21 protein-coding genes are annotated in these 26,083 nt (G+C 72.5%); 8 read left to right on the top strand and 13 right to left on the bottom strand.

What is annotated here, in order from left to right; all coding sequences use genetic code 11:
- Positions 1–49: 49 nt before the first annotated feature.
- The 3 genes from ACFY23_RS13300 to ACFY23_RS13290 all read left to right on the top strand — a co-directional run bounded on the left by ACFY23_RS13300 (position 50) and on the right by ACFY23_RS13290 (position 4,115).
- Positions 50–406, top strand: coding sequence for a hypothetical protein (locus ACFY23_RS13300; protein ID WP_350685596.1), 357 nt, complete (start codon positions 50–52; stop codon positions 404–406).
- Positions 407–522: 116 nt separating this feature from the next.
- A complete protein-coding gene (dinB, locus tag ACFY23_RS13295; protein ID WP_350685595.1) occupies positions 523–1,710 on the top strand; it encodes a DNA polymerase IV in 1,188 nt (395 codons plus the stop codon).
- 266 nt (positions 1,711–1,976) lie between these two features.
- The gene (locus ACFY23_RS13290; protein WP_350685594.1) at positions 1,977–4,115 is read left to right on the top strand and encodes a sialate O-acetylesterase; all 2,139 of its coding nucleotides are present in this window, start codon (positions 1,977–1,979) and stop codon (positions 4,113–4,115) included.
- 105 nt (positions 4,116–4,220) lie between these two features.
- On the opposite strand, the gene ACFY23_RS13285 is transcribed toward ACFY23_RS13290, so the two are convergent.
- From ACFY23_RS13285 to ACFY23_RS13275, 3 genes are all read right to left on the bottom strand, one after another.
- Positions 4,221–6,644 carry a M14 family metallopeptidase gene (locus tag ACFY23_RS13285; protein ID WP_350685593.1) on the bottom strand — a complete coding sequence of 808 codons (2,424 nt, stop codon included), beginning with the start codon at positions 6,642–6,644 and terminating at the stop codon, positions 4,221–4,223.
- Positions 6,645–6,940: 296 nt separating this feature from the next.
- The gene (locus ACFY23_RS13280) at positions 6,941–7,582 is read right to left on the bottom strand and encodes a LysE family translocator (RefSeq protein ID WP_350685591.1); all 642 of its coding nucleotides are present in this window, start codon (positions 7,580–7,582) and stop codon (positions 6,941–6,943) included.
- A 3-nt stretch (positions 7,583–7,585) separates the two neighbouring features.
- The gene (locus ACFY23_RS13275) at positions 7,586–8,332 is read right to left on the bottom strand and encodes a metallophosphoesterase (protein WP_350685590.1); all 747 of its coding nucleotides are present in this window, start codon (positions 8,330–8,332) and stop codon (positions 7,586–7,588) included.
- 92 nt (positions 8,333–8,424) lie between these two features.
- Between ACFY23_RS13275 and ACFY23_RS13270 the strand changes: the two genes are divergently transcribed.
- Entirely contained in the window at positions 8,425–9,030 is a 606-nt protein-coding gene (locus ACFY23_RS13270; RefSeq protein WP_350685589.1) for an ABATE domain-containing protein, read from the top strand.
- A gap of 73 nt (positions 9,031–9,103) precedes the next feature.
- Here the strand turns inward: ACFY23_RS13270 and ACFY23_RS13265 are convergent, their stop codons facing one another.
- The 3 genes from ACFY23_RS13265 to rhaI are packed head-to-tail and all read right to left on the bottom strand — an operon-like array spanning position 9,104 to position 13,896.
- A complete protein-coding gene (locus ACFY23_RS13265) occupies positions 9,104–10,642 on the bottom strand; it encodes a rhamnulokinase family protein (RefSeq protein WP_350685588.1) in 1,539 nt (512 codons plus the stop codon).
- Between the two features lie 37 nt (positions 10,643–10,679).
- The gene (locus ACFY23_RS13260; RefSeq protein WP_350819182.1) at positions 10,680–12,710 is read right to left on the bottom strand and encodes a bifunctional aldolase/short-chain dehydrogenase; all 2,031 of its coding nucleotides are present in this window, start codon (positions 12,708–12,710) and stop codon (positions 10,680–10,682) included.
- A gap of 4 nt (positions 12,711–12,714) precedes the next feature.
- A complete protein-coding gene (gene rhaI, locus ACFY23_RS13255) occupies positions 12,715–13,896 on the bottom strand; it encodes an L-rhamnose isomerase (RefSeq protein ID WP_350687359.1) in 1,182 nt (393 codons plus the stop codon).
- A 246-nt stretch (positions 13,897–14,142) separates the two neighbouring features.
- Here rhaI and ACFY23_RS13250 point away from each other — a divergent pair, with 246 nt between their 5' ends.
- The 4 genes from ACFY23_RS13250 to ACFY23_RS13235 are packed head-to-tail and all read left to right on the top strand — an operon-like array spanning position 14,143 to position 17,970.
- Positions 14,143–15,174, top strand: coding sequence for a LacI family DNA-binding transcriptional regulator (locus ACFY23_RS13250; protein ID WP_350819189.1), 1,032 nt, complete (start codon positions 14,143–14,145; stop codon positions 15,172–15,174).
- Entirely contained in the window at positions 15,175–15,906 is a 732-nt protein-coding gene (locus ACFY23_RS13245; protein ID WP_350678726.1) for a (Fe-S)-binding protein, read from the top strand.
- Positions 15,903–17,366, top strand: coding sequence for a lactate utilization protein B (locus ACFY23_RS13240; RefSeq protein WP_350678724.1), 1,464 nt, complete (start codon positions 15,903–15,905; stop codon positions 17,364–17,366). Before ACFY23_RS13245 ends, ACFY23_RS13240 begins: the two co-directional genes overlap by 4 nt.
- Positions 17,353–17,970, top strand: a complete 618-nt coding sequence (locus tag ACFY23_RS13235) for an LUD domain-containing protein (RefSeq protein WP_350678722.1) — start codon at positions 17,353–17,355, stop codon at positions 17,968–17,970. Before ACFY23_RS13240 ends, ACFY23_RS13235 begins: the two co-directional genes overlap by 14 nt.
- 82 nt (positions 17,971–18,052) lie before the next feature.
- On the opposite strand, the gene ACFY23_RS13230 is transcribed toward ACFY23_RS13235, so the two are convergent.
- The 7 genes from ACFY23_RS13230 to ACFY23_RS13200 form a co-directional block, all read right to left on the bottom strand.
- Positions 18,053–18,553 (bottom strand): hypothetical protein, encoded by a 501-nt coding sequence (locus ACFY23_RS13230; protein WP_350678720.1) that lies wholly within the window; start codon positions 18,551–18,553, stop codon positions 18,053–18,055.
- A gap of 232 nt (positions 18,554–18,785) precedes the next feature.
- Positions 18,786–21,131: a DUF4838 domain-containing protein gene (locus ACFY23_RS13225; protein WP_350678718.1), complete on the bottom strand. Its 2,346-nt coding sequence runs from the start codon at positions 21,129–21,131 to the stop codon at positions 18,786–18,788.
- A 95-nt stretch (positions 21,132–21,226) separates the two neighbouring features.
- Entirely contained in the window at positions 21,227–22,159 is a 933-nt protein-coding gene (locus tag ACFY23_RS13220) for a BadF/BadG/BcrA/BcrD ATPase family protein (RefSeq protein WP_350678716.1), read from the bottom strand.
- A 2-nt stretch (positions 22,160–22,161) separates the two neighbouring features.
- Positions 22,162–22,917 (bottom strand): SIS domain-containing protein, encoded by a 756-nt coding sequence (locus ACFY23_RS13215; protein WP_350678714.1) that lies wholly within the window; start codon positions 22,915–22,917, stop codon positions 22,162–22,164.
- A gap of 31 nt (positions 22,918–22,948) precedes the next feature.
- Complete coding sequence (locus ACFY23_RS13210; RefSeq protein ID WP_350678712.1) at positions 22,949–23,791, bottom strand: carbohydrate ABC transporter permease; 843 nt, start codon at positions 23,789–23,791, stop codon at positions 22,949–22,951.
- Positions 23,788–24,798, bottom strand: a complete 1,011-nt coding sequence (locus ACFY23_RS13205) for a sugar ABC transporter permease (protein WP_350678710.1) — start codon at positions 24,796–24,798, stop codon at positions 23,788–23,790. Before ACFY23_RS13205 ends, ACFY23_RS13210 begins: the two co-directional genes overlap by 4 nt.
- Positions 24,777–26,069: an extracellular solute-binding protein gene (locus tag ACFY23_RS13200; protein WP_350678708.1), complete on the bottom strand. Its 1,293-nt coding sequence runs from the start codon at positions 26,067–26,069 to the stop codon at positions 24,777–24,779. Before ACFY23_RS13200 ends, ACFY23_RS13205 begins: the two co-directional genes overlap by 22 nt.
- Positions 26,070–26,083 lie beyond the last annotated feature (14 nt).

The following is a 26,083-nucleotide window of genomic DNA, read 5'->3' as shown; positions in this document are numbered from 1 at the left end:
CGTCTCCGGCGGCCTTTCCCGCCCGTCGATCGTCCGGCATCATTGGCGGATGGGAGAGGTGTTACCGATGCCGAGCTTCGGTGACCTGTTCACCGACCTGCGCGGAAGCGACCGGACGATGCGGGTGAGCTGGCACCCCGAGCGGGGCGCCGTGGTGCTGTCGCTGTGGTCGGGCACGGTCTGCCGGGGATCCTTCCGGCTGGCCGTCGCCGACCTGCCGGCGCTGCTGTCGCTGCTCACCGACATCACCGACGCCGCGCCGACCGGCTCCGCCCCGGGCGGGCCGCCGCAGGGCGCCGCCCCGGCCCGCCCGCGCGCCGCCTCGGCCGTGGAGCAGACCGGCGAGATCGACCGGCCCACCCACCGCGGCCTACTCCCGATCGTCGCGGCCCCGCGCGTCGCCTGAGGCGTACGGCGGCGGGGCCCGCGCCCGCTCGGCCTCACCGTCGCAAGCGGCGACCGTCCGGCGCTGTTCGGGCAGGTCAGTGCCGCTGCCGACCCGTTCCGTGCGAACATGTGTTCGTGTCGCGCGAGGCCCGCATCCTGCACGCCGACCTGGACGCGTTCTACGCGTCGGTCGAGCAGCGCGACGACCCGCGCCTGCGGGGCCGGCCGGTGATCGTCGGCGGCGGCGTGGTCCTGGCGTGCAGCTACGAGGCGAAGGCCCGGGGCGTGCGCAGCGCGATGGGCGGCCGGCAGGCCCGCCGGCTCTGCCCGGAGGCGGTCGTCGTGCCGCCGCGGATGTCGGCGTACACGGCGGCCAGCCGCGCGGTGTTCGAGATCTTCCGGCAGACCACCCCGGTCGTCGAGGGCCTCTCCATCGACGAGGCGTTCCTCGACGTCGGCGGCCTGCGGCGGCTGGTCGGGCCGCCGGCCGACATCGCCGCCGGGCTGCGCCGGGAGGTGCGGGCGCGGGTCGGCCTGCCGATCACCGTGGGCGTGGCCCGGACGAAGTTCCTCGCCAAGGTGGCCAGCGGCGTCGCGAAGCCCGACGGCCTGCTGGTCGTGCCGCCGGACGAGGAGCTGGCGTTCCTGCACCCGCTGCCGGTGGAGCGGCTGTGGGGCGTCGGGCCGGTGACCTCGGGGAAGCTGCGCGAGCGGGGCATCCGCACCGTCGGGCAGGTCGCCCGCCTCGGCGAGGCGACGCTGGTATCGCTGCTCGGCGCGGGGGCCGGCCGGCACCTGCACGCCCTGGCGCACAACCGCGACCCCCGGCCGGTGCAGGTCGGCCGCCGGCGCGGGTCGATGGGCGCGCAGCACGCCCTGGGGCCCGTCCCGCACTCCCCCGCCGAGTTGGAGGCGATCCTCGCCGGCCTGGTCGACCGGGTGACCCGGCGGATGCGGGCGGCGGCGCGGGCGGGTCGGACGGTGACGTTGCGGTTGCGGTTCGGCGATTACACCCGCGCGACCCGCTCGCACACGGTGGCCAAGGCGACCGCCGACACGACGCCGCTGCTCGGCGCGGCGCGGGCGCTGCTGCGGGCGGCGCTGCCCGAGATCGAGCGGCGCGGCGTGACGCTGATCGGCGTTTCGGTGGGCAACCTGGACGACTCCCCCGTGCAGCCGCCGCTGCCGTTCGACCGCGACCCGGGGGCGGACCTGGACGCGGCGGTGGACGCGGTACGCGACCGGTTCGGGTCGGCGGCGCTCACCAGGGCGGTGCTGCTGGGCCGCGAGCCGGGCCTGGAGATGCCGCTGCTCCCCGACTGATCGAGGGCCGCGACAGGGCGGTCGTCGTGACCGCAGTCCACGATGGCGGCTGGTGACCGCCGCCGTCGCCGTTCCGCCGTGTCGTGTCGGAGCGAGGCCGCGATACCCGGCAACCGGTCGCCCGCTCGTCGCCGTGACATGCGCTCCCGCCGCGGCGATCCCACCGCTCATCGCATACGTATTGCGGCCGATGAATATCGATAGCTAGGCATGACCCACGCCGATCCGGCGGACCCGACCTACCCGACCTGCTGGAGGTTCGAGTCATGCCCCGTCCACACCGTCCCCGGCCGACCCGCGACCCGCGCCGTGTCGCCGCCGCCGTAAGCCTCCTCCTGTCCACCGTCGCCATGGTGCTCGGGCAGCCGCCCGCCGCCGGCGCCGACCCCGCTCCTGTCGGCTCCAGAGCCGTCGACGACACCTCGTGCGCCGCCAACGTCGACGGCATGGCCGACTTCACGCCCGTCCTCGCGCTGGACCTGCCCGAACGGGCCAGCTGGCTGAACCAGACCCCGCCGTACGCCTTCGACCGCACCGCTGAGGTCGCCGCCGGCTTCGACCGGGTCGGATACTGCCTGGAACTGGCCACCGCGGCGGGAACGCAGTGGGTGTGGACGGCGATGGCGCCGTTCACCACCGACGCCGGCCGGCTCGGCCTGCCGACCCGCACCGGGCAGATCGTCCGGCAGCGGGTCAACGACCTGGAGGTCGCGTCGAACGTCCCGGGCGTTGTCACCGGCACCGACCTGGCCGGTCACGTGGAGATGTGGCCCAACACGTACGGCACCGGATCGTCCCGCCAGATCTCCGGTGCCTCGCCGGGCGTCTACGACGCCGACGACACCGTCAACCCGTCCGGCGGGTACGGGTCCTTCCAGGTGCACCAGGTCGGCGCGACCCGCCCGTCGTCCGTGCCGCCCCGGACGGTGCTCGCTGTCAACACCTTCACCTCCTCCGGGGCGCCGCTGTCCGTCGGCATCGGCTCCGCCGCCAGCGGGCACCCGGACTGGACCTTCGCCGGCAACGCGGCAACCTTCACGCAGCGTCGGCTCACCGTGTACGCCCGGCCGTCGGTGCTCGCCCTCGACCAGCACCCGCAGGACCGCCAGTTGTATCCACGGGACGCCTCGAACGGTGCCACGGTGCCCGTGTCCGGGACGGTCACCGATCCGCGGGTCAAGGCGGTGCAGCTGACGGTGACCAGCGGCGCGGACGAGTGGACCTACACCAGGGAGGTCACCGACCGGCGCGACTTCTCGTTCAGCCCCCGCATCGAGGCTGCGCTACGCGAGTACCGGTTCGAACTGCGCGCGCTCGGTGCCGGCGTCACCCGCCGGGCCGGTGTGTGGGAGGGCGTCCTGGCCGGGGACGTCTACGTCATCCAGGGCCAGTCCAACGCCGTCTCCGCCATGTACCGGGGTTCGTCCGCCGGCGAGGAGTCGCCGTTCATCCGCAGCTTCGGCTCGCCCACCGCGGACCCGGTCCTGTCCGCGGTGGAACGCAGCTGGAACTACGCCGGCAGCGAGGTCACCAACCAGCCCGGGTCCGTCGGCCAGTGGGGCATTCGCATGGCCCGCCGGATCGTCGACACCTACGGCGTCCCGGTCGCCCTCGTCAACGGCGGCCACGGCGGCCGACCCATCTCGTTCTTCCAGCGCGACGACGCCGACCCCGACGCCATCAGCACCAACTACGGGCGGCTGCGGCAGCGACTGGTCGCCGCCGGGGTACTGGCCGACGTACGCGGGCTCCTCTGGTACCAGGGCGAGTCCGACAGCGACAACGCCGCCGTCCACGTCTCCGGGTTCACCGCGCTGCTCACCGACTGGCGCAGCGAGATCGGCACCCGCCTCGGCGACGGCGCCCGGTACTTCGTCTACCAGGTCCGCACGTCCCCCTGCGGCAACAGCACCACGGGAGCGCTGCGGGAGGCGCAGCGGCAGATGGGCGACACGCTCGGCGTCACCCTGCTGTCCACGAACGGACTGTCCGGCCACGACGGGTGCCACTACGCCTGGGAGGGGGGCTACCGGGAGATGGGCGACCACACGTTCGCCGTGGTGGCCCGCGACCTGTACCACGGCCCGAGTGCCGGAGTGGCACCGCCCAACCCGCGCACCGCGGCGTTCTCCAACCCGGAGCGCACCGAGGTCACGGTGCAACTGCGCAGCGACGACCCGCTGGTCGTCGATCCTGGCGTCGCCGCCGACTTCCGGATCCACGGCAGCACGGCGACGGTCACCGACGTCGAATACCGGGCGGGCGGCCTGCTGGTGCTGACGCTCTCCGCGCCGGCCGACGGGGCGACCGGGGTGAGTTACCTGAGCCACCTGCGCGCCGGCCCGTGGATCGTCAACGCGACGGGCAGTGGGCTGCTCACCTTCCACAACCTGCCGATCGCCTGACCGGCGGCCGGTAGTACGGAAGCGGCGCGGACCACCCGAGGTGGTCCGCGCCGTTCCGGCTACGCGACGAGGGCACGGCGGGCCGTCGGTACCGGCCCGAGGACCTCAGCCAGCAGGAAGGACGGCGGTGCCCTTACGGTAGTTCGTGCCGTTGCCGTCGGGGCGGTAGTTGTTCTCGACGTTGCCCGCCGAGTCCACCGAGAACCAGTGGACCGTGGTGCCCGCCGGGACGGTCAGCGTCTCCCCGCCCTCCCGGACGCCGGCGGAGCCGTAGAGGGTCGACGCGTACGTCGGGGCGGCGTGGTCGAGGGTGTAGAAGACCGCCGCCGGCTCGCTCGTGGAGAACGTCACCGTCACCATGCCCGGCGTCGAACTCGGCCCGACCGCCAGCGTGCTGCGCGGCCGGCTGTTGTCCTGGGCGAAGTCACGGGCCACCCGCATCATCTCGACAAGCCCGTTGGCGAACTCCATCGTCTCGTCGTGCGCCTCGTCCCACTCCGGCTGGAACGAGGTGCCGACCTCGAAGTTCCAGGCGTAGATGCCGTACTTGTACCAGAGCATGTCCCCGGAGTTGCCGGCCGCCGAGTAGAGCACGTCGGAGATCGGGCCGGTGCGCGCCGGGGTGACCGCCATGTTGCGGTGCCGCTTGATGGCGGCCAGGATCCGCGACGACGCGCCCCAGAACGCCGACTCCTCGGCCAGGGTCGGCCGCGGCGCGGAGACCCGGCCGGGCAGCGCGTACGCCCCCGGCGACCACATGAAGTAGTTGCCCGACGAGTGCAGGTTCATCGAGAACCTGATGTTCGGGCGGGCGGCCAGCCAGTCGACGTTGCGGTTCTCCGGCTCGGACAGCTCACTCGGGCCGGCGTACGTGCCGCTGGTGCAGCTCGACGACGCGCCGGAGTAGCCGTCGAAGAGGCTGTACTCGGTGTAGTTGCGGTTGTTGTCCACGCCCCACGAGTTGCGGGCCAGGAAGTCGGCGGCCCCGGTCGACGGGCAGTGGTTGGTCATGTTCTTGCGCTGGGAGTTGAAGTCGTAGAACGAGTAGTGCCCGCCGTCGGGGTTGACCGACGGGGCGATCCAGATGTCGAGGTTGTCCAGCAGCTGCTTGGTCTGGCCGTCGTGGGCGTAGTTGCGCAGCAGCCGCTCCGCCGTCTCGATGGTGACCAGCGGCGGCACCCACTCGCGGGCGTGCTCCTGGGCGTAGGCGAGCACGCCGAGCTTCGAGCCGTCGCGGTGCTTGCCGATCCGGATCGCGTACACGGGGTGCGGGTCGCGGGAGACGCTGGCGGGCGCGCTGAGGCCGTCGGTGAGCGAGGTCCGCGGCGCCGGCGCGACCACACCGGTGCCGGGGCTGCCCCGATAGGTGTACGCCCTCAGCAGCGACCCGGCGCCGGCGTTGAGCGCCGCGACGACCTGGGCGGCGGTGCTGGTCACCGCGCCCGCGCCGTCGGTGCCCAGGGTGACCCGTACCGCGGAGCCGGTGACGGTCACCGACAGCGGCGTGTTCGCCGCGCCCGGGTCGGCGAGCTCCACGGAGATGGCGTTGCCGCCCTCGTGGCCCCAGGCGAGGGAGTCCACCGCGACGCGGCTGGCGGTGGCGGTGCCGAGCACCGCCTGCGCGTGCCGCCGGTAGCCGTTGGTCTTGTACGGCAGCTCCGCGACCTCGGCGAGCTGCGGGAACTCGGCGGCCAACTGGTGGATCCGCGCGTACAGCTCGGTGGGCGTCAGGTAGCTGGTGACGAAGTCCTTCTGGTAGCCCGGGCCCTCGGGGCCGGTGCCCGGGGTCGGCAGCCACTCCCGCACCTGCGCGATGGCCACGTCACCGGTCGGGCTGGTGATCCGGATACGGTCGGGGCGGCTGGTCACCGTCGCGGCACCCCGGTGGTACAGGTAGACGCCGGCGTCGACGAACCGGGAGATGGTCTGCGTACCGCCGGAGCCGATGGCGGTGCCGGGGCCGCTGTCCCGCTCGACGACGAGGGGGGTCGTGGCCGTCTGGCCCTGGGCCCACTTCGCCTCGACGGACAGGATCTGGCTGGTGCCGGAGGTGTACCAGTCGGCCCGAATGATCTTGACGTCCGGGGCGGCGGGGTCGGCCGCGGCGGCGGCGAACTGCCGGTTCTCGGTGACGTGCCCGGCGATGGTCGCCTCGCGCTCCGCCACCCGCTCCCGCGCGTCGGCGGGCCGGTGCAGCACCCGGCCGAGCGTGAAGCCGGCCTCGGTCAGCGCCGCCGCCTCGCTGGCCGTGACGACCGCGTGCGCGACGACGCCGTTCTCGTCGTGGCCGACGTGGTGGTCGAGGTCGACGCCGGTGGCGACGAGGGCGTCCAGTTGGGCGGTGTCGGCCAGCAGCACCTCGACCACGTTCGCCTCCTCGTCGCCGACCCGGACCAGGTCGACGGCGGGCGCGGCGGCCGGTGCGGTGGCCGAGGCCGGGCTGACCAGCAGCACCACGGCCACTGCCCCGGCCAGCACGGCGGAGAGGGGAAGGCGGCGTCGCCACCGGGGACCTAGGGGATCACGCATCTGTCGACCCTTCTGTTCGTCGGCACGGGTGACCGATCGAGATGGCCGAGGGGCCCGCCCGGGGTACGCGGCTCCGCCCCGTCGCCTCGCGCGCCACTTCCGCGGCGCCACGAGGCGGTGGAAGGAAGGTGGTGCTGTCCGGTTGCGGCGGACCGGCGCCAGCCGCGCGGAGCTGCGGCGGAAGCGTCGTCGGGCTGGTGAAGAGGTGCTCCGGTGACGGTCGGTGGACTGAGGCAATCCTCAGTGTGCCCAAAGTGATCTGTCAATAGCCTGGACGAGGCCCGGCCGTGCGCCGATCAGGTCAGCGCGGACCGGATGCCGAGGCCGACGAGCACTGCGCCGGTGAGCCGGTCCAGCGCGCGGCGCACGCGGGCGGTACGCAGCAGCCGCGCGGCCGCCCCGGTGACCGCCGCCCAGCCGCCCAGCCATCCGGTGTGCAGCAGGGCGTGGGCGGTGGCGAGCAGCAGCATGGGCGCCAGCACCGGCCCGGACGGGTCGAGGAACTGTGGGGCCAGGGTCAGGTAGATGGCGGCCGCCTTGGGATTCAGCACGTTCCCGAGCAGCCCTTGGAGAAAGGGATGCCGGGCCCGCCCCGGCAGCCGACGCCATCCGGCCCGCGCGGCCGGCGCCTCGGGTACGGCCGGCCGCCGGCGGGCGGCGGAGACGAGCAGCCAGAGGCCCAGCCCGACGAGGTAGCCGGCGCCCGCGAGCTTGATGATCCAGAACGCCTGCGACGAGCGCAGCACCAGCGCCGCCAGGCCGGCCGCGGCCAGCACGGCGTGCACGTACAGCCCGGTCACCGTGCCGAGGATGACCCACCAGCCCTGGCGACGGCCGCCGCTGCCCACCCCGGAGACGACCAGCGCGAAGCTGGTGCCGGGAGTGAGCGTGATCGGCGCCACGGCGAGCGCGAAGCTCAGCAGGGCCACTCCGGTCATCGGTCAGACCACCACCCGGTAGTGGGTGGTGAGCAGCCCGTTGTCGTCGTACACGTGGAAGGCGACGCCGGGCGGTTGCCGCTGGTCGGTCAGCGAGCCCTCGCCCTCCCAGGGCATCCGCAGGGTGGACGCCACGCCCGGCGCGATCCGCAGGGGGCGGCCGGCAAAGGTGCTCGCCGCGGCGGTGTGGAAGTGCCCGGTCAGCACGGCGACGACCTGCGGGTGGGCGGTGAGCAGGTCGGCGAGCGGATCGGTGGGCAGCAGCCGCATGTCGTCGATGACCGGGTGGTGCAGCGCCACGGGCGGGTGGTGGAAGGCGAGGAAGACCGGGACGCCGGCCGCCACCGAGGCGAGCTGCTCGCGCAGCCAGCCCATCGTCTCGTCGTCCAGGCGCCCGTCGTCGCGCCCGGGGATGCTGGAGTCGGCGAGCAGGAAGGTCGCGCCGGCGACGTCGTGCCGGCTGTTGATCGGCCCGTCGCCGCCGTCGGCGTCGCCCAGCAGCCCTTTGCGGTACGCGTCGCGTACGTCGTGGTTGCCGGGGCAGACCAGCACCGGGAAGGGCGAGGAGAAGAGCTTGGCGGCCAACTCGTACTCGGACACGTGCCCGTGGTCGGCGACGTCGCCGGTGATCAGGATGGCGTCGACCGGGCGGGCGAGGTTGTGCAGGTAGTCCATGACCCGGGCGGTCCGCTCGGCCGAGCGCGGATGGTCATCGACGTGGGTGTCACTGAGGTGGGCGATGGTCAGCACGAGACCCCCTAACGGTTCTCTGCCTGATATGCGTTAGGGACGCTACCCTGGCATCCTGGAGATCCACAAGACGCCGCCACGACGGGAGAGGCATGTCCGGCCCCCTCACACTCGCCCTGGCCAGCACCATCCGGCACGACGGCGACGGCGGTGTGGCCGACGACCTCGCCGACGCCGCCGGGCTCGCCCGGTGGCTGCGCGAGCAGGCCGGGCCGCTGCGGGCCTACGACGACGACCTCGCACCGCCGGCCGGCCTGCCCGACGAGCTGACCCGGCTCGACGTGGTGGCGCTGCGCCGCGCCGTACGCACGCTGCTCGCCCGCGCGGTCGCGCCGGCCCCGCCCAGCCGGGCGGACCACTCCTCGCTGCTCAGCCCGGCGGCCGCGGTGTGCCACCTCAACGACGCCGCCGCACGGCTGCCCACGAGTCCGCGGCTGTCCTGGCCGGACGATGCGGCGCCGACGCTGACCCGGCACGCGGGCCCGGCGGAGCTGCGGGTCCGGCTCACCGCGGCGCTGGCCCGCGCGGCCCTCGACTTCCTCGCCGGCGCTGAGCGCGAACGGCTACGCGCCTGCCCGGCGCCGCGCTGCGTGCGCTACTTCCTGCAGGAGCACGCGCGCCAGCAGTGGTGCAAGCCGTCCTGCGGCAATCGCGCCCGGGTCGCCCGCCACTACCAGCGGCACCACGCCGGACGGTAGCCGGTCCGACCCGGCGCCCACGGCGACCCCGGGTGGCGGCGGGCGTCGGTGGCGGGGTGAAGAGTCGCGGTCGTCAGCGTGGCGAGCGCTGCAGGGGCCGGTGAGGCGCCGGCTGCGGGCCGTCCGCGCGACGGACAGCGGTCGGGGCGAGCCTCGTCGCGGCGGCGGCCCACGCCCTGGTGTCGCCACGCGGAGCGTAGCGGCGGAGGGGTTGGGTGGCCCGCAACAGCGACCGCATCGCGGGCAGGTCGGTGCCGGTGGCCGCCAGCGCCCGTGCCTGCACGAGCACGTTGCCCAGGGCGCCGGCCTCCACCGGCCCGGCCTCGACCGGCAGGCCGCAGGCGTCCGCGGTGAGCTGGCACAGCAGCTCGTTGCGGGCGCCACCGCCGACGATGTGGATGACGTCGACGTCGTGGCCCGACAGCCGTTGGGCGTCCGCGACGGCCGCGCGGTACGCCAGCGCCAGGCTGTCCAGGATGCACCGCACCGTCTCGGCCTGCGAGCCAGGCGGTGGCTGGCCGAGCGCGCGGCAGGCGTCGGCGATGCGGGCGGGCATGTCGCCGGGCGACAGGAAGACCGGGTCGTCGGGGTCGATGACGGCGGTGAACGCGGGCACCCGGGCGGCCTCCCGCAGCAGGGTCTCCAGGTCGGCGGGGAGGCCGGCGGCCCGCCAGCTGCGCAGCGACTCCTGCAGCAGCCACAGGCCCATCACGTTGCGCAGGTAGCGGACGGTGCCGTCGACACCCGCCTCGTTGCTGAAGTTCGCGGCCCGGCTCTCCTCGCCGAGCACCGGACCGGGCAGTTCGACGCCCACCAGCGACCAGGTGCCGCAGGAGACGTACGCGAAGCGGTCGTCCCGTGCGGGCACGCCGACGACGGCGGAGGCGGTGTCGTGTGAGCCGACCGCGGTCACCCGCACCGGCGCGGTCAGCGCGGTGGCCCGGGCCACCTCGGGCAGGAGTGCGCCGATCGCCTCACCCGGGCGGCGCAGGGCGGGGAACAGCTCGGGCCGGATACCCAGCCGGCGCATGAGGTCGGTGGCCCATTCGCCGGTGCGGGCGTCGAGCAGTTGCGTGGTCGAGGCGTTGGTGACCTCCGCCCCGGTCTCGCCGGTCAACCAGTAGGCGATGAGGTCGGGGATCTGCAGCAGCGTCGTCGCCGCGGCGAGCTGGGCGGTGCCCGCCGCGGCGACGAGCTGGTAGATGGTGTTGAACGGCAGGAACTGCACGCCGGTGAGCTGGTAGAGCTCCGCTGGCGGCACCTCGGCCGTCACCGTGTCGGCGACGCCGTCGGTGCGCCCGTCGCGGTAGTGCACGGGGTTGCCGAGCAGGCGCCCGTCGGCGTCGAGCAACGCGTAGTCGACCGCCCACGAGTCCACCCCGATCGAGGCGATCGGACCGGCGTGGCGGCCGGCGGCGCGCAGCCCGTCCAGCACACCCCGGTGGATCCGCAGGATGTCCCAGTGCAGGGTGCCGCCGGCGCGCACCGGGACGTTGTCGAACCGCTCGACCTCGGTGAGGTCGAGCGTGTCTGATCCGACCCGGCCGACCATGACCCGGCCGCTGGAGGCGCCGAGGTCCACCGCGGCGACGGTGACAGGTGTGACGGTCACGGGGAGCGTTCCCTCCTTCTGCGCGGCGCGGCCGTGGTCACCGCAGGAACGCCGCCGCGACGCCGGCGTCCACGGGGATGTGCAGGCCCGTGGTGAGGGGAAGTTCGCCTGCGGTGAGCGCGACGACGGCAGCCGCGACGTGCTCGGGCAGGACCTCCTTCTTCAGCAGGGTGCGCTGGGCGTAGAACGCGCCGAGCTCGGACTCGGGCACCCCGTAGACCGCGGCCCGCTGGGCGCCCCACCCCCCGGCGAAGATCCCCGACCCGCGCACCACCCCGTCGGGGTTCACGCCGTTGACCCGGATGCCGTGCTCCCCCAGCTCGGCGGCGAGCAACCGGACCTGGTGCGCCTGGTCGGCCTTCGCCGCCCCGTACGCGACGTTGTTCGGGCCGGCGAAGACGGCGTTCTTGCTGGCGACGTAGACGATGTCGCCACCGCCGCCCTGCTCGATCATCACCCGGGCCGCCTCGCGGGAGACGAGGAAGGAACCGCGGGCCATGACGTCGTGCTGCCGGTCCCAGTCCGCTGTGGTGGTCTCCAGCAGCGGCTTGGAGATGGAGAGGCCGGCGTTGTTCACGACCAGGTCGACGCCGCCGAAGCGGAGCACCACGGCGTCGAACGCCGCCCGTACCGCCGCCTCGTCGGTGACGTCGACCGGCACCGCGAGCGCGCCGTCGGTGGAGCCGATCTCCTCGGCCACCCGGGCCGCCGCCTCGCCGTCCCGGTCGGCGAGCGCCACGCAGGCCCCCTCGGCGGCGAGCCGGTGGGCGATGGCCCGGCCGATCCCGGAGCCGGCCCCGGTCACGAGCGCCACCCGGGCGGCCAGTGGCTTCGGCGCCGGCATCCGGCGCAGCTTCGCCTCCTCCAGCGCCCAGTACTCGATGCGGAACTTCTCCGCCTCGTCGATCGGCGCGTAACGGGACACCGCCTCGGCGCCGCGCATGGCGTTGATCGCGTTGACGTAGTACTCGCCGGCGACCCGGGCGGTCTGCTTGTCCCGGCCGAAGGAGAACATGCCCACGCCGGGCACGAGCACGATCGCGGGGTCGGCGCCGCGCATCGGCGGGGTGTCCGGGCCGGCGTGCCGCTGGTAGTAGGCGCGGTAGTCGTCCCGGTAGGCGGTGTGCAGTTCGCGCAGCCGCGCCACCACGTCGGCCAGCGGGGCCGACGGGGGCAGGTCCAGCACCAGCGGGCGGACCTTCGTCCGCAGGAAGTGGTCGGGGCAGGAGGTGCCGAGCGCGGCCAACCGGGGATGGCCCGCGGCGGCCAGGAAGTCGAGCACGGTGTCGCTGTCGACGTAGTGGCCGACGACGCGCTGGTCGGTGCCGGCCAGGCCGCGGATGACCGGGGCGAGGGCCGCCGCGCGGGCGTGGCGTTCGGGGACGGGCAGCGCCGCGTTCGCGGACACCGCCGCGCCGAACGGTTCCGGCCTGCCCCGTTCGTCGAGGAACGCCTGGGCGGCGCGGATGATCTCCAGCGAGTTGCGCTCGCACTCCTCGCTGGTGGCGCCCCAGGCGGTGATGCCGTGCCCGCCCAGGATCACCCCGATGGCGTCCGGGTTGGCGCGGTGTGCCGCGGCGATGTCCAGACCGAGCTGGAAGCCGGGGCGGCGCCACGGCACCCACACCACCCGGTCGCCGAAGCACTCCTTGGTGAGCGCCTCGCCGTCGGCGGCGGTGGCCAGCGCGATGCCGGCGTCCGGGTGCAGGTGGTCGACGTGGGCGGCCGCGACGAGGCCGTGCATGGCGGTGTCGATCGAGGGCGCCGCTCCCCCACGCCCGTGCAGGCAGTAGTCGAACGCGGCCACCATCTCGTCCTCGCGCTCCACGCCCGGGTAGACGTCCACCAGCGCCCGCAGCCGGTCGAGCCGCAGCACGGCCAGACCCGCCGGGCTGAGGGTGCCGAGGTCGCCGCCGGAGCCCTTGACCCACAGCAGGTCGACCTCCCCGCCGGTGACCGGGTCGACCTCGCGGCCCTTGGCGGAGGTGTTGCCGCCGGCGTAGTTGGTGTTGCGGGGGTCGGCCCCGAGCCGCCGGGACCGGGCAACCAGTTCCTGTGGTGTGGACATGACGTCACGCTCCCCAGCCGGCGGCCTGCCCGCCGACACGCTCGGATCTGATCTTTTCGAAGTGGCCGGAACGCTGGTACGCGCCGATCGGGTCGGGGTCCAGGCCCATGTCCTCGCGAAGCTGCCGCAGCAGCGGGCGGACATCGGTGTGGTAGGCGTCCATAAGGACCGCGTTGGCGGCCAGCACGTCGCCGCAGTCCTGCGCCGCGCGCAGCGCCTCGTGGTCGACCAGCAGCGCCTTTGCGGTCGCCTCCTGCACGTTCATCACCGAACGGATGACCGCCGGGATCTTCGGCTCGATGTTGTGGCACTGGTCGAGCATGAACGCGATTCCCGCCTCGGGCCGCAGCGCGTCGGCGAGCACGATCTCGTGCATGATGCGGAACAGCTGGAACGGATCGGCCGCGCCCACCATCAGGTCGTCGTCGGCGTAGAAGCGCGAGTTGAAGTCGAACGCGCCGAGCTTGCCCGCGCGGAGCAGGAACGCGACGATGAACTCGATGTTGGTGCCGGGGGCGTGGTGGCCGGTGTCGATGACCACCTGGGCCCGATCGCCCAACTGGAGGCAGTGGGCGTAGGCGGTGCCCCAGTCGGGGACGTCGGTGAGGTAGAAGGCCGGCTCGAACAGCTTGTACTCCAGCAGCATCCGCTGCTGCGGTCCCAGCCGGTCGTACGTCGCCCGCAGTGCCTCGGCGAGCCGGTCCTGCCGGGTACGGATGTCGTCCTGCCCCGGGTAGTTGGTGCCGTCGGAGAACCACAGCTTCAGGTCCCGGGATCCCGTGCGGTCCATCACGTCGACGCACTCGAGGAGGTGGTCGAGGGCCTTGCGCCGGACTCCCGGGTCGGGATTGGTGACGCTGCCGAGCTTGTAGTCGTCGTCCTGGAAGACGTTGGCGTTGATGGCGCCCAGGGCGATGCCCTGCTCGGCGGCGTACCGGGCCAGTTCGGCGTAGTCGTCGACGAGGTCCCACGGGATGTGCAGCGCGACGGTCGGCGCCACGCCGGTGAACCGGTGCACGGTGGCCGCGTCGGCGACCTTCTCGTACGGGTCGCGGGGCACGCCCTCCTGCGAGAACACCTTGAACCGCGTGCCCGAGTTCCCGTACGCCCAGGACGCCGTCTCGATCCGCTGGTGGCGCAGCACCGCCGCGACCCGCGATCGGGTGGCCGGGGCCAGGTCAGTCATCCGTGTCTCCCGTGTGGTCAGGTGGGGGCGCCCCGGCGACGCGTCGCAGCAGCGACTTGACGGGGCAATGAAACGTTTCATATCGTCAACGCCGACGACCCTACGGACGACTCCATCGATACGTCAAGGGTCTGCCGCGACGCACCTGGTGGCGACGTCCACGCGGAGACACCCTCCATGTTGGAACGCTTCAACCCATCAAACGCCCGCCGCCCCGGGCCGGCAGCAACGGAGAGGCTGGTGAGCATGTCGACCACGAGCATCAAGGAGGTCGCCCGGCACGCAGGCGTGTCGATCGGCACCGTCAGCAACGTGCTCAACCGGCCCGACCTCGTCGCCCCGGCGACCCGTCAGCGGGTGCTCGACGCCATCGGCGCGCTCGGCTACGTCCGCAACGACTCGGCCCGCCAACTGCGCGCCGGCCGCAGCCGCACCATCGCGATCGTGGTGCTCGACGTCGCCAACCCGTTCTTCGCCGACGTCGTACGCGGCGCCGAGATGGAGGCCGAGCAGGCCGGCGGCGTGGTCGTGGTCTGCAACAGCGGCGAGGACCGCGCCCGGGAGCACCGCCACCTCGACATCCTGGAGGAGCAGCGCGTCCAGGGCGTGCTCATCACACCGGTGGACGACGGACCCGACTCCCGCCTGGAACAGTTCATCTCCCGGGGCACCCCGGTCGTCCTGGTCGACCGCGGCTCCGGCCACCACCACCGATGCTCGGTGGCCGTCGACGACGTGCTGGGCGGGCGGCTCGCCGCCGCGCACCTTCTCGAGCAGGGGCACCGCCGGATCGCCTTCGTCGGCGGGCCGGCGTCGATCCGGCAGGTCGCCGACCGGCACGCCGGCGCCGCCGCGGCCCTCGGCACGAACGGCGAGCTGCGGGTGGTCGAGACGCCGAGCCTGACCGTGGCGGCCGGCCGCCACGCCGCCGGTGAGATCGCCGAACTGCCCGCGCGGCAGCGGCCCACCGCCGTGTTCTGCGCCAACGACCTGGTCGCCCTCGGCGTCCTGCAGGAGATGACCCAGCGGGACCTGCGCGTCCCGGATGACGTCGCCATCGTCGGCTACGACGACATCGAGTTCGCCGCGGCCGCCGCCGTTCCGCTGTCCTCGGTACGGCAACCCCGCGAGCAGCTCGGCCGCACCGCGACCCAACTGCTGCTCGACGAGGTCAACGACCAGGGTCGGCACCGGCACCGGCACGTCGTGTTCCAGCCGGAGCTGGTGGTACGCGCGTCCAGCACGCCCGCCCGTCCGCCCGTCTCGAAGGGGGCGTAGGTGCGCGTCGCCCTCTTCGTGACGTGTGTGAACGACCTGGTCTTCCCGGGCACCGGGCAGGCGGTGGTACGGGTCCTGGAGCGCCTGGGTCACCGCGTCGAGTTCCCTCAGGCGCAGACGTGTTGCGGGCAGATGCACGCGAACAGCGGCTACCGGGCCGAGGCGATGCCGATGGTGCGCAACTTCGTCGAGACGTTCGAGCAGTACGAGGCGGTGGTCGCCCCGTCCGGCTCGTGCGTGGCGATGGTCCGCGACGCGTACCCGCGGCTGGCGACGCCGGACGCGCGGCTCGCGGCGGCGGTCGACGCCGTCGCCGCGCGGACCTTCGAGTTCTCCGAGCTGCTGGTGGATGTCCTGGGGGTGACCGACGTCGGCGCGGAGTTCCCGCACCGGGTCGCCTACCACCCGACCTGCCACGGTCTGCGGATGCTGCGCCTGGGCGACCGGCCGCAACGGCTGCTGCGCGCGGTGCGCGGGCTGGATCTGCTGCCGCTGGCCGACGCGGAGCAGTGCTGCGGGTTCGGCGGCACCTTCGCGGTGAAGAACAGCGGGGTCTCCGCCGCGATGCTCGCCGACAAGTGCGCCGCGGCGGTCGGCACGGGTGCGCAGTTCCTGGCCGCGGCGGACAACTCCTGCCTCGCCCACATCGGCGGTGGGCTGTCCCGCCGGGCCGGCGCGCCCCGACCGATCCACTACGCCGAGATCCTGGCGACCACGGGAGGCAGCGCGTGACCGGCACCGGCAACATCATCGCCCGCCTCCCCTTTCCCACCGCCGCCCGTGCGCAGTTGGCGAACCCGCAGCTGCGGACGAACCTGCGCCGGGCCACCCGGACGATCCGGGACAAGCGGCTGCGGGTCGTCGGCGAGGTCGACGACTGGGAACGGCTGCGGGCGGCCGGAGCCGCGATCAAGGACGACGCGCTGCGCCGGCTGCCGGAGCTGCTGGAGCAGTTCGAGGCCGCCGCCACCGCCGCCGGTGCGGTCGTGCACTGGGCGCGGGACGCGGCCGAGGCGTGCGCGGTGGTCACGGATCTGGTCCGGCGGACCGGGGCCGACGAGGTGGTCAAGGTCAAGTCGATGGCCACCCAGGAGATCGGGCTGAACGAGGCTCTCGCCGACGCCGGCGTCAGCGCCGTCGAAACGGACCTGGCCGAGCTGATCGTGCAGCTCGCCGACGACACGCCGTCGCACATCCTGGTGCCGGCGATCCACTACAACCGCACGCAGATCCGCGAGATCTTCGCCGGCCGCATGCCCGGCGTGGATCCGGCACGGTTGACCGACGAGCCGGCGGTGCTGGCCGAAGCAGCCCGTCGGCACCTGCGGCAGCGCTTCCTCACGGCCCGCGTCGCGGTCTCCGGCGCGAACTTCGCGATCGCCGAGACGGGCACCCTGGTGGTGGTGGAGTCCGAGGGCAACGGCCGGATGTGCCTCACCCTGCCCGAGACGCTGATCTCGGTGGTGGGGGTGGAGAAGATCCTGCCGCGCTTCACCGACCTCGAGGTCTTCCTGCAGTTGCTCCCCCGCTCGTCCACCGGCGAGCGGATGAACCCGTACACGTCCACGTGGACCGGGGTCAGCGCCGGGGACGGGCCGCGCGAGGTCCACGTCGTGCTCGTCGACAACGGCCGCAGCGATACCCTCGCCGACACCGTCGGCCGGCAGGCGCTGCGCTGCATCCGCTGCTCCGCCTGCCTCAACGTCTGCCCCGTCTACGAGCGGGTGGGCGGGCACGCCTACGGATCGGTGTATCCGGGGCCCATCGGCGCCATCCTCTCCCCCCAGATGACCGGCCCGGACGGCGGCGCGAACCGCACCCTGCCCTTCGCGTCCACCCTCTGCGGCGCCTGCTTCGACGCCTGCCCCGTCCGCATCGACATCCCCCAGGTTCTCGTCCACTTGCGACAGACCGGTGTGGACGCCGGACGCGCCGGGCCGTCGGCCGAGCGCACCGCCATGCGGGCCATGTCCTGGGTGATGCGCGACCGCAGGCGGTACGCCGCGGCGCTGCGCGCCGCCCGCCGGGGCGCCGCGCCGCTGCGGCTGATGGCCGGCGGCCGCGCCGCCGTGCGCCGCCTGCCGTGGCCGCTGTCCGCCTGGACCGACAGCCGCGACGCGCCGCTGCCCGCCCGGCAGACCTTCCGCGAGTGGTGGACGGCTCGGGAGGAGGAGCGCGATGGACGCGCGTGAGGAGATCCTCGCCCGGCTCCGGGCGGCTCGGCCGACGGCGCCGGTCGACGTGCCGCGGGCGTACGACCGCTCGACGGCGCACGCGGACCTGGCGGGGCTGCTCGTCGACCGGCTGGAGGACTACCGGGCGACGGTGCACCGGTGCACCGCCGGGGAACTGCCCGCGGTCCTGGCCCGGTTGTTGGCCGGCGTGCCGGAGGTGGCGGTCCCGGCCGGGGTGCCCGCCGAGTGGCTTGTCCCGTACCCGGGTAGGGTCCGGCGCGACGACGCCGCGCGGCCCCTCGCGGTGACCGACCTGGACGCGCCCGGGCTCGCCGTGCTCACCGGCTGCGCCGTCGCGATCGCCACGACCGGCACCCTGATCCTGGACGCCGGGCCGGACCAGGGCCGCCGGCTGCTCACCCTGGTCCCCGACCAGCACGTCTGCGTCGTCCGCGTCGACCAGATCGCCGGCGGCGTGCCGGAGGCGCTGGCCCGGCTGGAGGATCCGACCCGCCCGCTGACCTTCGTCTCGGGGCCTTCCGCGACCAGCGACATCGAACTCGACCGGGTGGAGGGGGTGCACGGCCCCCGCCAGTTGCAGGTCGTGCTCGTGGACGGCTGACCACCCGGGCCGCACGTGGACGAGAAGAGGCTCCGGACGGGCACGACACCCGTCCGGAGCCTCTTCTCGTCCGGCGGGCTCGTCAGCCCTGCCGCACGGTGAAGGTCGTCTCCGCCAGCGCGAAGAAGCCTCTGTTCGCGAGCAGGTAGGCCTTGTAGGTCCCGGGCCGGAGGGCCGCTGACGGGAACGTCACCCGGCCGGTCGGCTTGATCGGGCCGGCGATGGTCTCCGAGTCCAGCGCCGTGTACTTGAAGACGCTCGACGGCGCGGTGGGCGCCTCGTTGGCGGGATGAACGGCGACGATGTCGAACGTCCTGGTCGACTCGGTGTACGCGATGCTGATGGTCTCGCCCTGGACGTAGTCCCTCTTGTCGGGGGTGAGGGTCGCGGACACCGGTGCCGGGTCCTGCGCGAGCACGGACCGTGGAGCGGGCGTCACCTCGAACTCGGAGAGCACGGCGCGGTGGTCGGACACCCACGGGTCGATGGCGAGGTCGGTGTACGGCCCGGTCTCGCCGACGATCCAGCTGTCACGGGTGGTGGCCGGTCCACCCGCGAAGACGAAGTCGATGCGGTCGTGCACCTCGCTCGGCGAGACGTTCCCGATCGGGTGCCCCGGCGTCCACGTGTGGGCTGGCTTGGCGGCGGGGTCGGGGTGGATGTCCCGGTAGCTGTCGTGGAAGCCCAGGTCCGCGAGCTTCCTGGAGACGGGCCACTCGACGACGTGGCCGAAGTGGGTGTCCTTCGTGCCGGCGACCCAGTCGAGGTGGGACGGGCATGGAACCTCCCCTGTTGGGCATGTCGTCGGATCACGTCTATGCCTTGACCGCGAACACGCGGTCGACGTAGACGTGCGGGATCTCCGGCGAGTTCGGGGGCGCGATCCAGAGAACCTCGGTGGTGTTGGGCTGGTACCGGTAGGTGCCCGGCAGCTCGAGTTCGTGGTACGCGCCGTCGGAGAGCTCGGAGACCTTGACGATCCGCTCGTTGCCGAACGGCGGCCACACTCCCGTCGACAGCGCGGCCGCGTCGGGCGCGGCGGATCCGGTGTCGGCCCGCACCGAGACGTACAGCTTCCAGGTGCCGCTCGGCGGCAGCCAGTCGAGCGGAAGCTGCACCCCCCAGTCCGGCACGTTGCCCGGCATCCGCACCGTGTAGCCGTTGGAGGCGTCGGCGTCGTCGACGATCGTGGTGACCGGCGCCCACAGTCGCAGCGCCGGTTCCTGGTAGTCCACCCAGTCCGACGCGGACAGACCGGCGACCGTGGCCGGCGGGGACGCCGGTGCGGCCTGGATACGCAGTTGGCGCATCACGGTCTCCGGGGTGCCACCGCCCTCGTTGTAGCGGGTCAGCCCCGCGCTGCGCATCTCCACCTCGAACCGGGCCAGCCGGTTCGCCGAGTCCGGGTTCCAGTCGATGCCCCGCTCCCGGGCGACGCGCACGTACTCCGCCGAGCGCATCAGGATGACGTAGTCGACCCCCATCCGCACCGCCTGGACGTGCTTGCGGCGCTCCGGGTCGTCCTGGACGGCCGCCTCGGCGGCGGCCATCAGCTCGTCGGCCCGGACCATCGTGTCGAAGTTCAGGTAGGGCGAGTTGAGCGTCGCGTTGAAGGTCAGGCGGGTTCCGGTGTCCTCGACCGACTGCCTCATCAGCCGCATGTACCGGTAGACCGCGTCGGCGGCAGGCCCGTAGTAGCCGTCGAGGAACTCCCGGATCAGCGCGTCGGAGTCGAGCGTCGGGTCCCACAGCAGCCGCCCGAGCATCCAGGTGCGCAGGTGCACGAACTCGCTGCCCTGCCCGTTGTAGGCGCTCTGGCCGAAGTAGCCCCCGACCTCCGCGTACCGGGCCAGGGTCTTGATGCTCTCGCCGAAGGCCCAGTAGTCCGGGAAGGGCTGGATGTAGCAGGCGAAGTCGGTGACGTAGTCCCACATGACGATGTCGCCCGCGAGGTCGCACCACGTCTTGATGTGGTCGCCGATCTGCGTGTTGTCGTCGGTGAACAGGGAGTGGGCGAAGTTCGCCTCGATCGGGGCGACGGTCATGACCACGCCCTTGCCCACCTTGATCCCCGTCGGCGGGGTGAAGCTGAACCAGTAGGCCTGGGTGCTCAGCCGGGCCTCCGGGATCTGCTGACGGACCCGGGCCGCCACGTCGTTCGCGAGGTCCACGACGGCGGCGGACAGCGCGCCTCCGTGGCTGTCGGCGAACGCCCTGCTCGCGGGGTCGGGCTGCCAGTCGGCGTCGTACTGCTCGAAGCCCCACGACGGATCGAGTCCGGCGGCGATGCGTTCTCGGAGCTTCTTCACGAGGTTCTCGGTCGCGATCTCCCGCGTCCGCGGGTCCATCGCCAGAAGTTGCCCGCCGTGCCACAGCGTCTCGTCGGGAACCATCTCCCGGTAGTTCCCCCCGAAGGGGTCGGCCGGCCAGTAGGTGGACCACGTGTCCAGGTGCTCCGGCACCGGCGGTGCAACGACGCTCGGGCTCGGCGGGATGTCCCAGCCCCGGTGGCCGTTGAGCAGGTTGTGGTGGCGGTACGCCGGATCGGCGGCGTCTCCGGCGTAGATCTGCCGGTACCGGAACCGCGGCACGTGGTACCCGGACAGGTCCTCGCGCGCCAGCTCGACCGTGCGGGCCTGCGGGATGTGCGTGTAGTCGGCGGCGAACCACCGTACGCCGAGCAGCCGGTCCAGCAGCCAGTAGACGCCGTAGAGGGCGCCTCGCGAGTTCGCCGCGACGACGAAGACCGTCTGGCCGACCGTCCGCAGGGCGAAGCCGTCCTCGCCCAGGCGGCCGTAGTCGACGCTGCCGCCCAGGCGGGTGGTCATCGGGTTGTTCTTCCCGACCACGACCAGGAACGGGCTCGCCGGCGGCTGGTCGGCCACCACGACGGGGAAGGTGGCGGAGGTGATCGAGTGCAGGTAGGACGCCAGCTCGTGGGCGGCGTGCCGCACGGTCGCGTCCTCGCCCGCGCCGCAGTAGACCTGGTAGCGCGTGTCGCCGTCCTGGGCCAGCCGGATCTTCGCGTCGTCGGCGACGACTGGCGCGGCCAGCGCGGCGTCGGTCACTCCCATCAGGGCCGCGCCGGCGCCGACTCCGCCGGCGACGAGGAGGGAGCGGCGGGTCGCGCGGAGGCCCGGCTCGGTCGGTGTGGCACTCATGGACGTCTCCAAACGGTTGGTGGGCGGTGTCCGGAGGTGAGGTGTCGCCGTACGGGCCAGTCGTGCCGTGACGGTGTCGCGGCGGGGCGCGTCGCTCATCTGGCGGCGAGCCGGATGGCGAGTGCGAGGGCACCCGGCACGGCGTCCGTGACGGTGACAACCCGGGCGCCGTGGCGCTCGGCCAGGCGGTCGCGCAGGGCCCGCGCCACGGCGTTGTCGGACACGGCGACCGCGCCGGCCAGCACGACGGGGCCCTGCTCGTGGCCGTCCCGGGCCCGGTCGACCAGCGCGGCGAGCGCCGCGCCCGCTTCGGAGACGATCTGTCGTGCGGCGTGGTCGCCGTCGGACGCGGCGGCGGTCACCAGCGGCCCAAGGCCCGCGACCTGTGCCGGGTCGCGGCGGTAGGCGGCGTCGATGACGAGCTCACGCAGCTCTTCCGGGTCGCCGGCGGCGTCACAGCCCAGCTCGCGCAGCACGGCCGCCGACAGGTGCGTCATGGGCGCCCGACGCTCGACGGTGTCCAGCACGTGTCGCAGCGCCTGCCTGCCCAGCCAGAAGCCCGAGCCCTCGTCGCCGAGGTACCAGCCGTGGCCCCCCACCCGCCGGACGATCTCGTGGCTGCGGATCGCCACCGCCACGGAGCCCGTCCCGGCGATGAGCACGGTGCCGTCGGGCCCGTCGGTGGCCGACGCGAAGGCGACCTCGCAGTCGGTGACGAGCGCCGGCGGGCAGGCGAGGCCCGCGTCGTGCCAGACGTTCATGAGCCACTCCGGTGGTGGCTGGCCCGCCGGGCCGCAGCCTGCGATCCCCAGGGCGGCCGCGCGGATCCGCCCCAGGTCGACGTCGCGCAGCGCGTCCGCCAGGGCGGCGCGCAGGGAGGCAGCCGCGCGGTTTGGATCGGTGAGCGGGTTGCCCGGCCCGCCGAGGCCGCGGCCGACGACGGCTCCCGTCCGGTCGGAGACGGCGACCCGGGTGGAGGAGCCGCCGACGTCGCCGCCGAGGAACAGGGCCGCACCGCTGTCGGACATGGTCAGGCACCGACCCGGCGGATCCGCCCGGCGTACCGGGCCTCAAGCACCGTGTTGCGTTCGTGACCGCCGGGGATGTTGGCAGAGAGGTAGACCGGGGGCTGATCGCCGGCTTCGATCATGGTCGCCACGACGTCCGCCACGATCATCTGCGCGAGCAGCGCCGCCGTGATGGACGAGACTCCGCAGACCGGCACGCCGTCGGGGGTGGTGAGGATCGCGTCGCCGTAGGGCGCGTGGTTGTCCAGGACCACGTCGGCGAGGTCGACCAGCTTCTGCCCGGACGCGTGCCGCGACTCGACGGCCGACGAGTGTGCCACGGAGGTGATCGCGATCAGCGGGTTGCCGTTCCGCTTCGCGATCCGGGCCATCTCCACGACGGAGCCGTTGGCGCCGGAGTTGGACGCGATGACGAAGACGTCCTCCGGCTTCGGCGCCGCCAGGTCGAAGACCTCCTGGGCCACGCCGGGATCCCGTTCGAGGAGGGGGTCGGCAAGGTCCTCCGGCGGACGCCCACCGAAGGTGACCAGATCCCGCAACGCAAGCCGGTTCGTCGGCACGAGGCCGCCGGCCCGCGCGGTGATCTCCATGGCCAGTGCCTCGGAGTGGCCGGTGCCGAACGTCTGGACGACGCCGCCGTCGCTGATGCAGCGGTAGATGAGATCGGCGGCAGACCGGACGCCGGACCTGCCGGTCTGGGCGACGAGAGGGATCAGTTCTTCGACCTTGCGGACGAACTCGGCGGAGCCGACGGTCATGATGGTGTTCCTCGCTTGCTCGGGAGCGGGGTCATTTCGTGATGCCGGCGGTCAGGCCGGCGACGATCTGCTTGGACGCGAAAATGAACAGCACGATGAGTGGTAGGGCCGTGATGACGAGCCCGGCGAACACGGGACCCCAGTCGGCCTGGTGCTCTCCGAAGAAGTTGGTGAGCCCGACCGGCAACGTGAACTTGCTGGACGTGCGCAGCAGGATCAACGGCATGAAGAAGTCGTTCCACACCGGGGCGAACTGGAAGACCGCGACGGTGGCGACGGCGGGTCGGACGAGCGGCACCATGACCTTCGCGAAGAGCCGGAACTCACCGGCCCCGTCGATGCGTCCCGCCTCGTCCAGTTCGTTCGGCAGCCCGCGGAAGAAGGCCGTGAGGATGAACACGGCGATGGGTAGGCCGCCCGCGGCGTAGACCAGGGACAGACCGAGTCGGGAGTCGTTGAGCCCGACGGACTGCAGCATGTAGAAGATGGGCACGATGCCCAGCTGGCTCGGCAACAGCAGCCCGGCGAGGAAGTAGCTGGTCACCAGCGGCCCGCCGCGGAACTTCCACCGTCCCAACGGGTAGGCGGCCAGCAGGGCGAATACGGTGCACAATCCCACCGCCGCCACGGTGATGATCACCGAGTTGAGGAAGTACGTCGAGAACGAGGCGTCTGCCCAGGCACGCCGGTAGTTGGACACGTTGATGCTCGTCGGTAGTCCCAGCGGATCGGTGAACATCTCCTGCGAGCTGCGTGCCGAGTTGATCAGCATGAGGAGAAGCGGAGCACTGGCGATGAGGCCGTAGACGCAGAGGATGCCCCTCCTCGTCACGGTGCCGATCGAGATCCGGCGCGGTGCGGCCGCTGTGGTCATGACAGCCTCTCCTCCGCGGCCCGGGTGATTCGGTTGATGCCCATCGCCACCCCGACGATGAGGACGAACATCAGGACCGACAGCGCGGATGCGATGCCGATACCGTTGCCGCCGCCCATGAACGCGGTGCGGTAGAAGACCAGGGCGAGGTTGTCGGTGGATCCCGCCGGTCCCCCGTTGCTGCCTTCCAGACCGAAGACCAGGCCGAAAGCGCCGGTGCCGAAGTTCCCGATGAAGGTCAGCACCGTGACGATGCCCATGACCGGCACGAGAAGGGGGCGGGTGATGTGCCAGAAGGCGGCGAACTCCGAGGCGCCGTCAAGCTGCGCGGCCTGGTAGTACTCGTCTGGAATTCCCGCCATCGCCGTACCGAAGAGCAGCATCGGGAAGCCCAACCACTGCCACGCGCTGATGAGGACCAGGGTCGGCAGCGCCGTGCTCGTGTCGCCGAGCCAAGGGTGGTTGAGCGCGTCCAGATTCGCCCACTCCAGGAACGCCGCCAGCGGTCCGAACGACGGGCTGAGGATCATGGCCCAGAGGTAGGCGACGACGATAGGGCTGATCAGGTACGGCATGAGGTAGAGGGTCCTGAAGAACTGCCGTCCACGCCGGGTGTGGTGCAGCAGCGCCGCCAGCAGCAGACCGACGGTGTTCTGCACGAGCATCGCACCGACGAAGTACAGGCACGTGTTGAGTACTGCGCCTGGAAGCTGCTCGTTCAGCGGGTAGGTGGTGAACAGGGCCTTGTAGTTGCCCAGACCGATGAAGGCGTCCCTGGTCGTACCGTGCCAGGAGAAGAAGCTGTAGCTGAGGCCGGTCACCAACGGGTAGATGGTGAGGACGCTGTACAGCAGGATCGCCGGCGCGAGGAACATCAGCACCCACGGACGGCGACGCCTCGCCACTTCGGCCGAGAGCGTGGGCCGTCGGCCGGGGGCGCGCCCCCGGGCCGGGTCCTCCGACCCGGGGCGCGCGCGCTGCTTGGTCAGTTCGACGGCTTGAACCACTGGTCGACGCTCCTTTGCACGCTGGCGGCCACGGCTGGGGCACTCTCCTTGCCCATCAACATCCGCTGCAGCCCGCCGGACAGAACCGAGTTGGAGGTGGGATTTCCCCTGCCGAGCGTGGTGGAGAAGAGCATCTTCGCCGGGTTGGCGCTGTAGTCCTTCGCGATCTGCGCCAGCAGCGGGTCCGAGGGCTGCACGCCCTTTACCGGCGACATCTGCAGGAGCGTGTCCATGAACGCGTTGCCGAACTCCGGGGTCGCCATCCACGCCAGCAACTTCTTGGCTTCCTCGGGGTGCTCGGACTTGGCGGCGAGGGCGTAGCCGCCGTCCAGGAAGCCGTAGATCAGCGGCTGCTGGGTGGGGGAACCGGGCGGCGCCGGCAGGGACAGGACACCCATGTCCAAGGCGGGGTTCTGCTGCTTGAAGTACCCGAGCTCCCACAGGCCGCCCGGGAACATCGCGGCCTTCCCCGTGGTGAAGAGCAGTTGCGAGTCGGTGTAGCTGACGGCGCTGAGGTTGTTCGGGAAGTACTTCTTGAGGCTGGGCATGACCTCCAGGGCCGCCACGAAGTCAGGATCGGTGAGCTTCTTCTGCCCCTTGGCGATCCCCTCCTGGAACGGTATTCCGCCGTAACGGGTGCCGCCGAAGATCTCGAAGGTGACCGGCAGCATCCAGTCGTCCTTGCCGGTCATGGCGAAGGGGACGATCTTCTTCGCCGTGAGCGTGTCGGACAGGGCGATCAGTTCCGGCCAGGTGGTCGGGGCCGTCAGCCCGTTGTCGCTGAAGATCTTCTTGTTGTAGATGACCTGCAGGGTCTGCGTCGCCACCGGAACCGCGTAGACCTGCCCATCGGTGCCGCGCACCGCGTCCAGGTCGTCCTTGGAGAACGCCTCGTGCAACGAGGGCACGTCCGCGTCGGTAAGCGGGGTCAGCTTCTTCGCGTCGGCCAGGTCGGTCACCGCCTGGTACGCGTGCAGCTGCGCCAGGTCCGGGCCGTCCGACCCGGACAGCGCGGTCGCGAGCACCGTTCCGTACTCGGTGTTCTTGAAGGGTTTGAACTCGACCGTGATGTTCGGGTGCTTGGCCTCGAACTTGTCGAAGATCTTCCGGTAGCCCTCCGCGTCCTCCGTACGCCAGGACCACACCGACAGGGTGACCTTGTCCCCCGAGGCTCCGTCCGATCCGGACGAGCTGCTCGGGGCGCAGCCGGCGACTACGGCAATGGTCATGACCGCGGCGGACGCGACCGCCACCAGTCTTCTAGTCCTCATTGGACACTCCTCCG

Origin of the sequence: Micromonospora sp. NPDC000121 (assembly GCF_042899165.1) — a bacterium.
Lineage (GTDB): Bacteria > Actinomycetota > Actinomycetes > Mycobacteriales > Micromonosporaceae > Micromonospora.
The sequence above is the reverse complement of the archived record's forward strand: the minus strand, read 5'-3'. Positions and strand labels throughout refer to the sequence as shown.

Coding starts and splice junctions, on each gene's coding strand:
- ACFY23_RS13280 (WP_350685591.1), bottom strand. CDS start 7,582: ATGACCGGAGTGGCCCTGCTGAGCTTCGCGCTCGCCGTGGCGCCGATC.
- ACFY23_RS13285 (WP_350685593.1), bottom strand. CDS start 6,644: ATGCGTGATCCCCTAGGTCCCCGGTGGCGACGCCGCCTTCCCCTCTCC.
- ACFY23_RS13290 (WP_350685594.1), top strand. CDS start 1,977: ATGCCCCGTCCACACCGTCCCCGGCCGACCCGCGACCCGCGCCGTGTC.
- ACFY23_RS13300 (WP_350685596.1), top strand. CDS start 50: ATGGGAGAGGTGTTACCGATGCCGAGCTTCGGTGACCTGTTCACCGAC.
- ACFY23_RS13200 (WP_350678708.1), bottom strand. CDS start 26,069: ATGAGGACTAGAAGACTGGTGGCGGTCGCGTCCGCCGCGGTCATGACC.
- ACFY23_RS13270 (WP_350685589.1), top strand. CDS start 8,425: ATGTCCGGCCCCCTCACACTCGCCCTGGCCAGCACCATCCGGCACGAC.
- ACFY23_RS13250 (WP_350819189.1), top strand. CDS start 14,143: ATGTCGACCACGAGCATCAAGGAGGTCGCCCGGCACGCAGGCGTGTCG.
- ACFY23_RS13215 (WP_350678714.1), bottom strand. CDS start 22,917: ATGACCGTCGGCTCCGCCGAGTTCGTCCGCAAGGTCGAAGAACTGATC.
- ACFY23_RS13225 (WP_350678718.1), bottom strand. CDS start 21,131: ATGAGTGCCACACCGACCGAGCCGGGCCTCCGCGCGACCCGCCGCTCC.
- ACFY23_RS13220 (WP_350678716.1), bottom strand. CDS start 22,159: ATGTCCGACAGCGGTGCGGCCCTGTTCCTCGGCGGCGACGTCGGCGGC.
- ACFY23_RS13210 (WP_350678712.1), bottom strand. CDS start 23,791: ATGACCACAGCGGCCGCACCGCGCCGGATCTCGATCGGCACCGTGACG.
- ACFY23_RS13260 (WP_350819182.1), bottom strand. CDS start 12,710: ATGTCCACACCACAGGAACTGGTTGCCCGGTCCCGGCGGCTCGGGGCC.
- ACFY23_RS13235 (WP_350678722.1), top strand. CDS start 17,353: ATGGACGCGCGTGAGGAGATCCTCGCCCGGCTCCGGGCGGCTCGGCCG.
- rhaI (WP_350687359.1), bottom strand. CDS start 13,896: ATGACTGACCTGGCCCCGGCCACCCGATCGCGGGTCGCGGCGGTGCTG.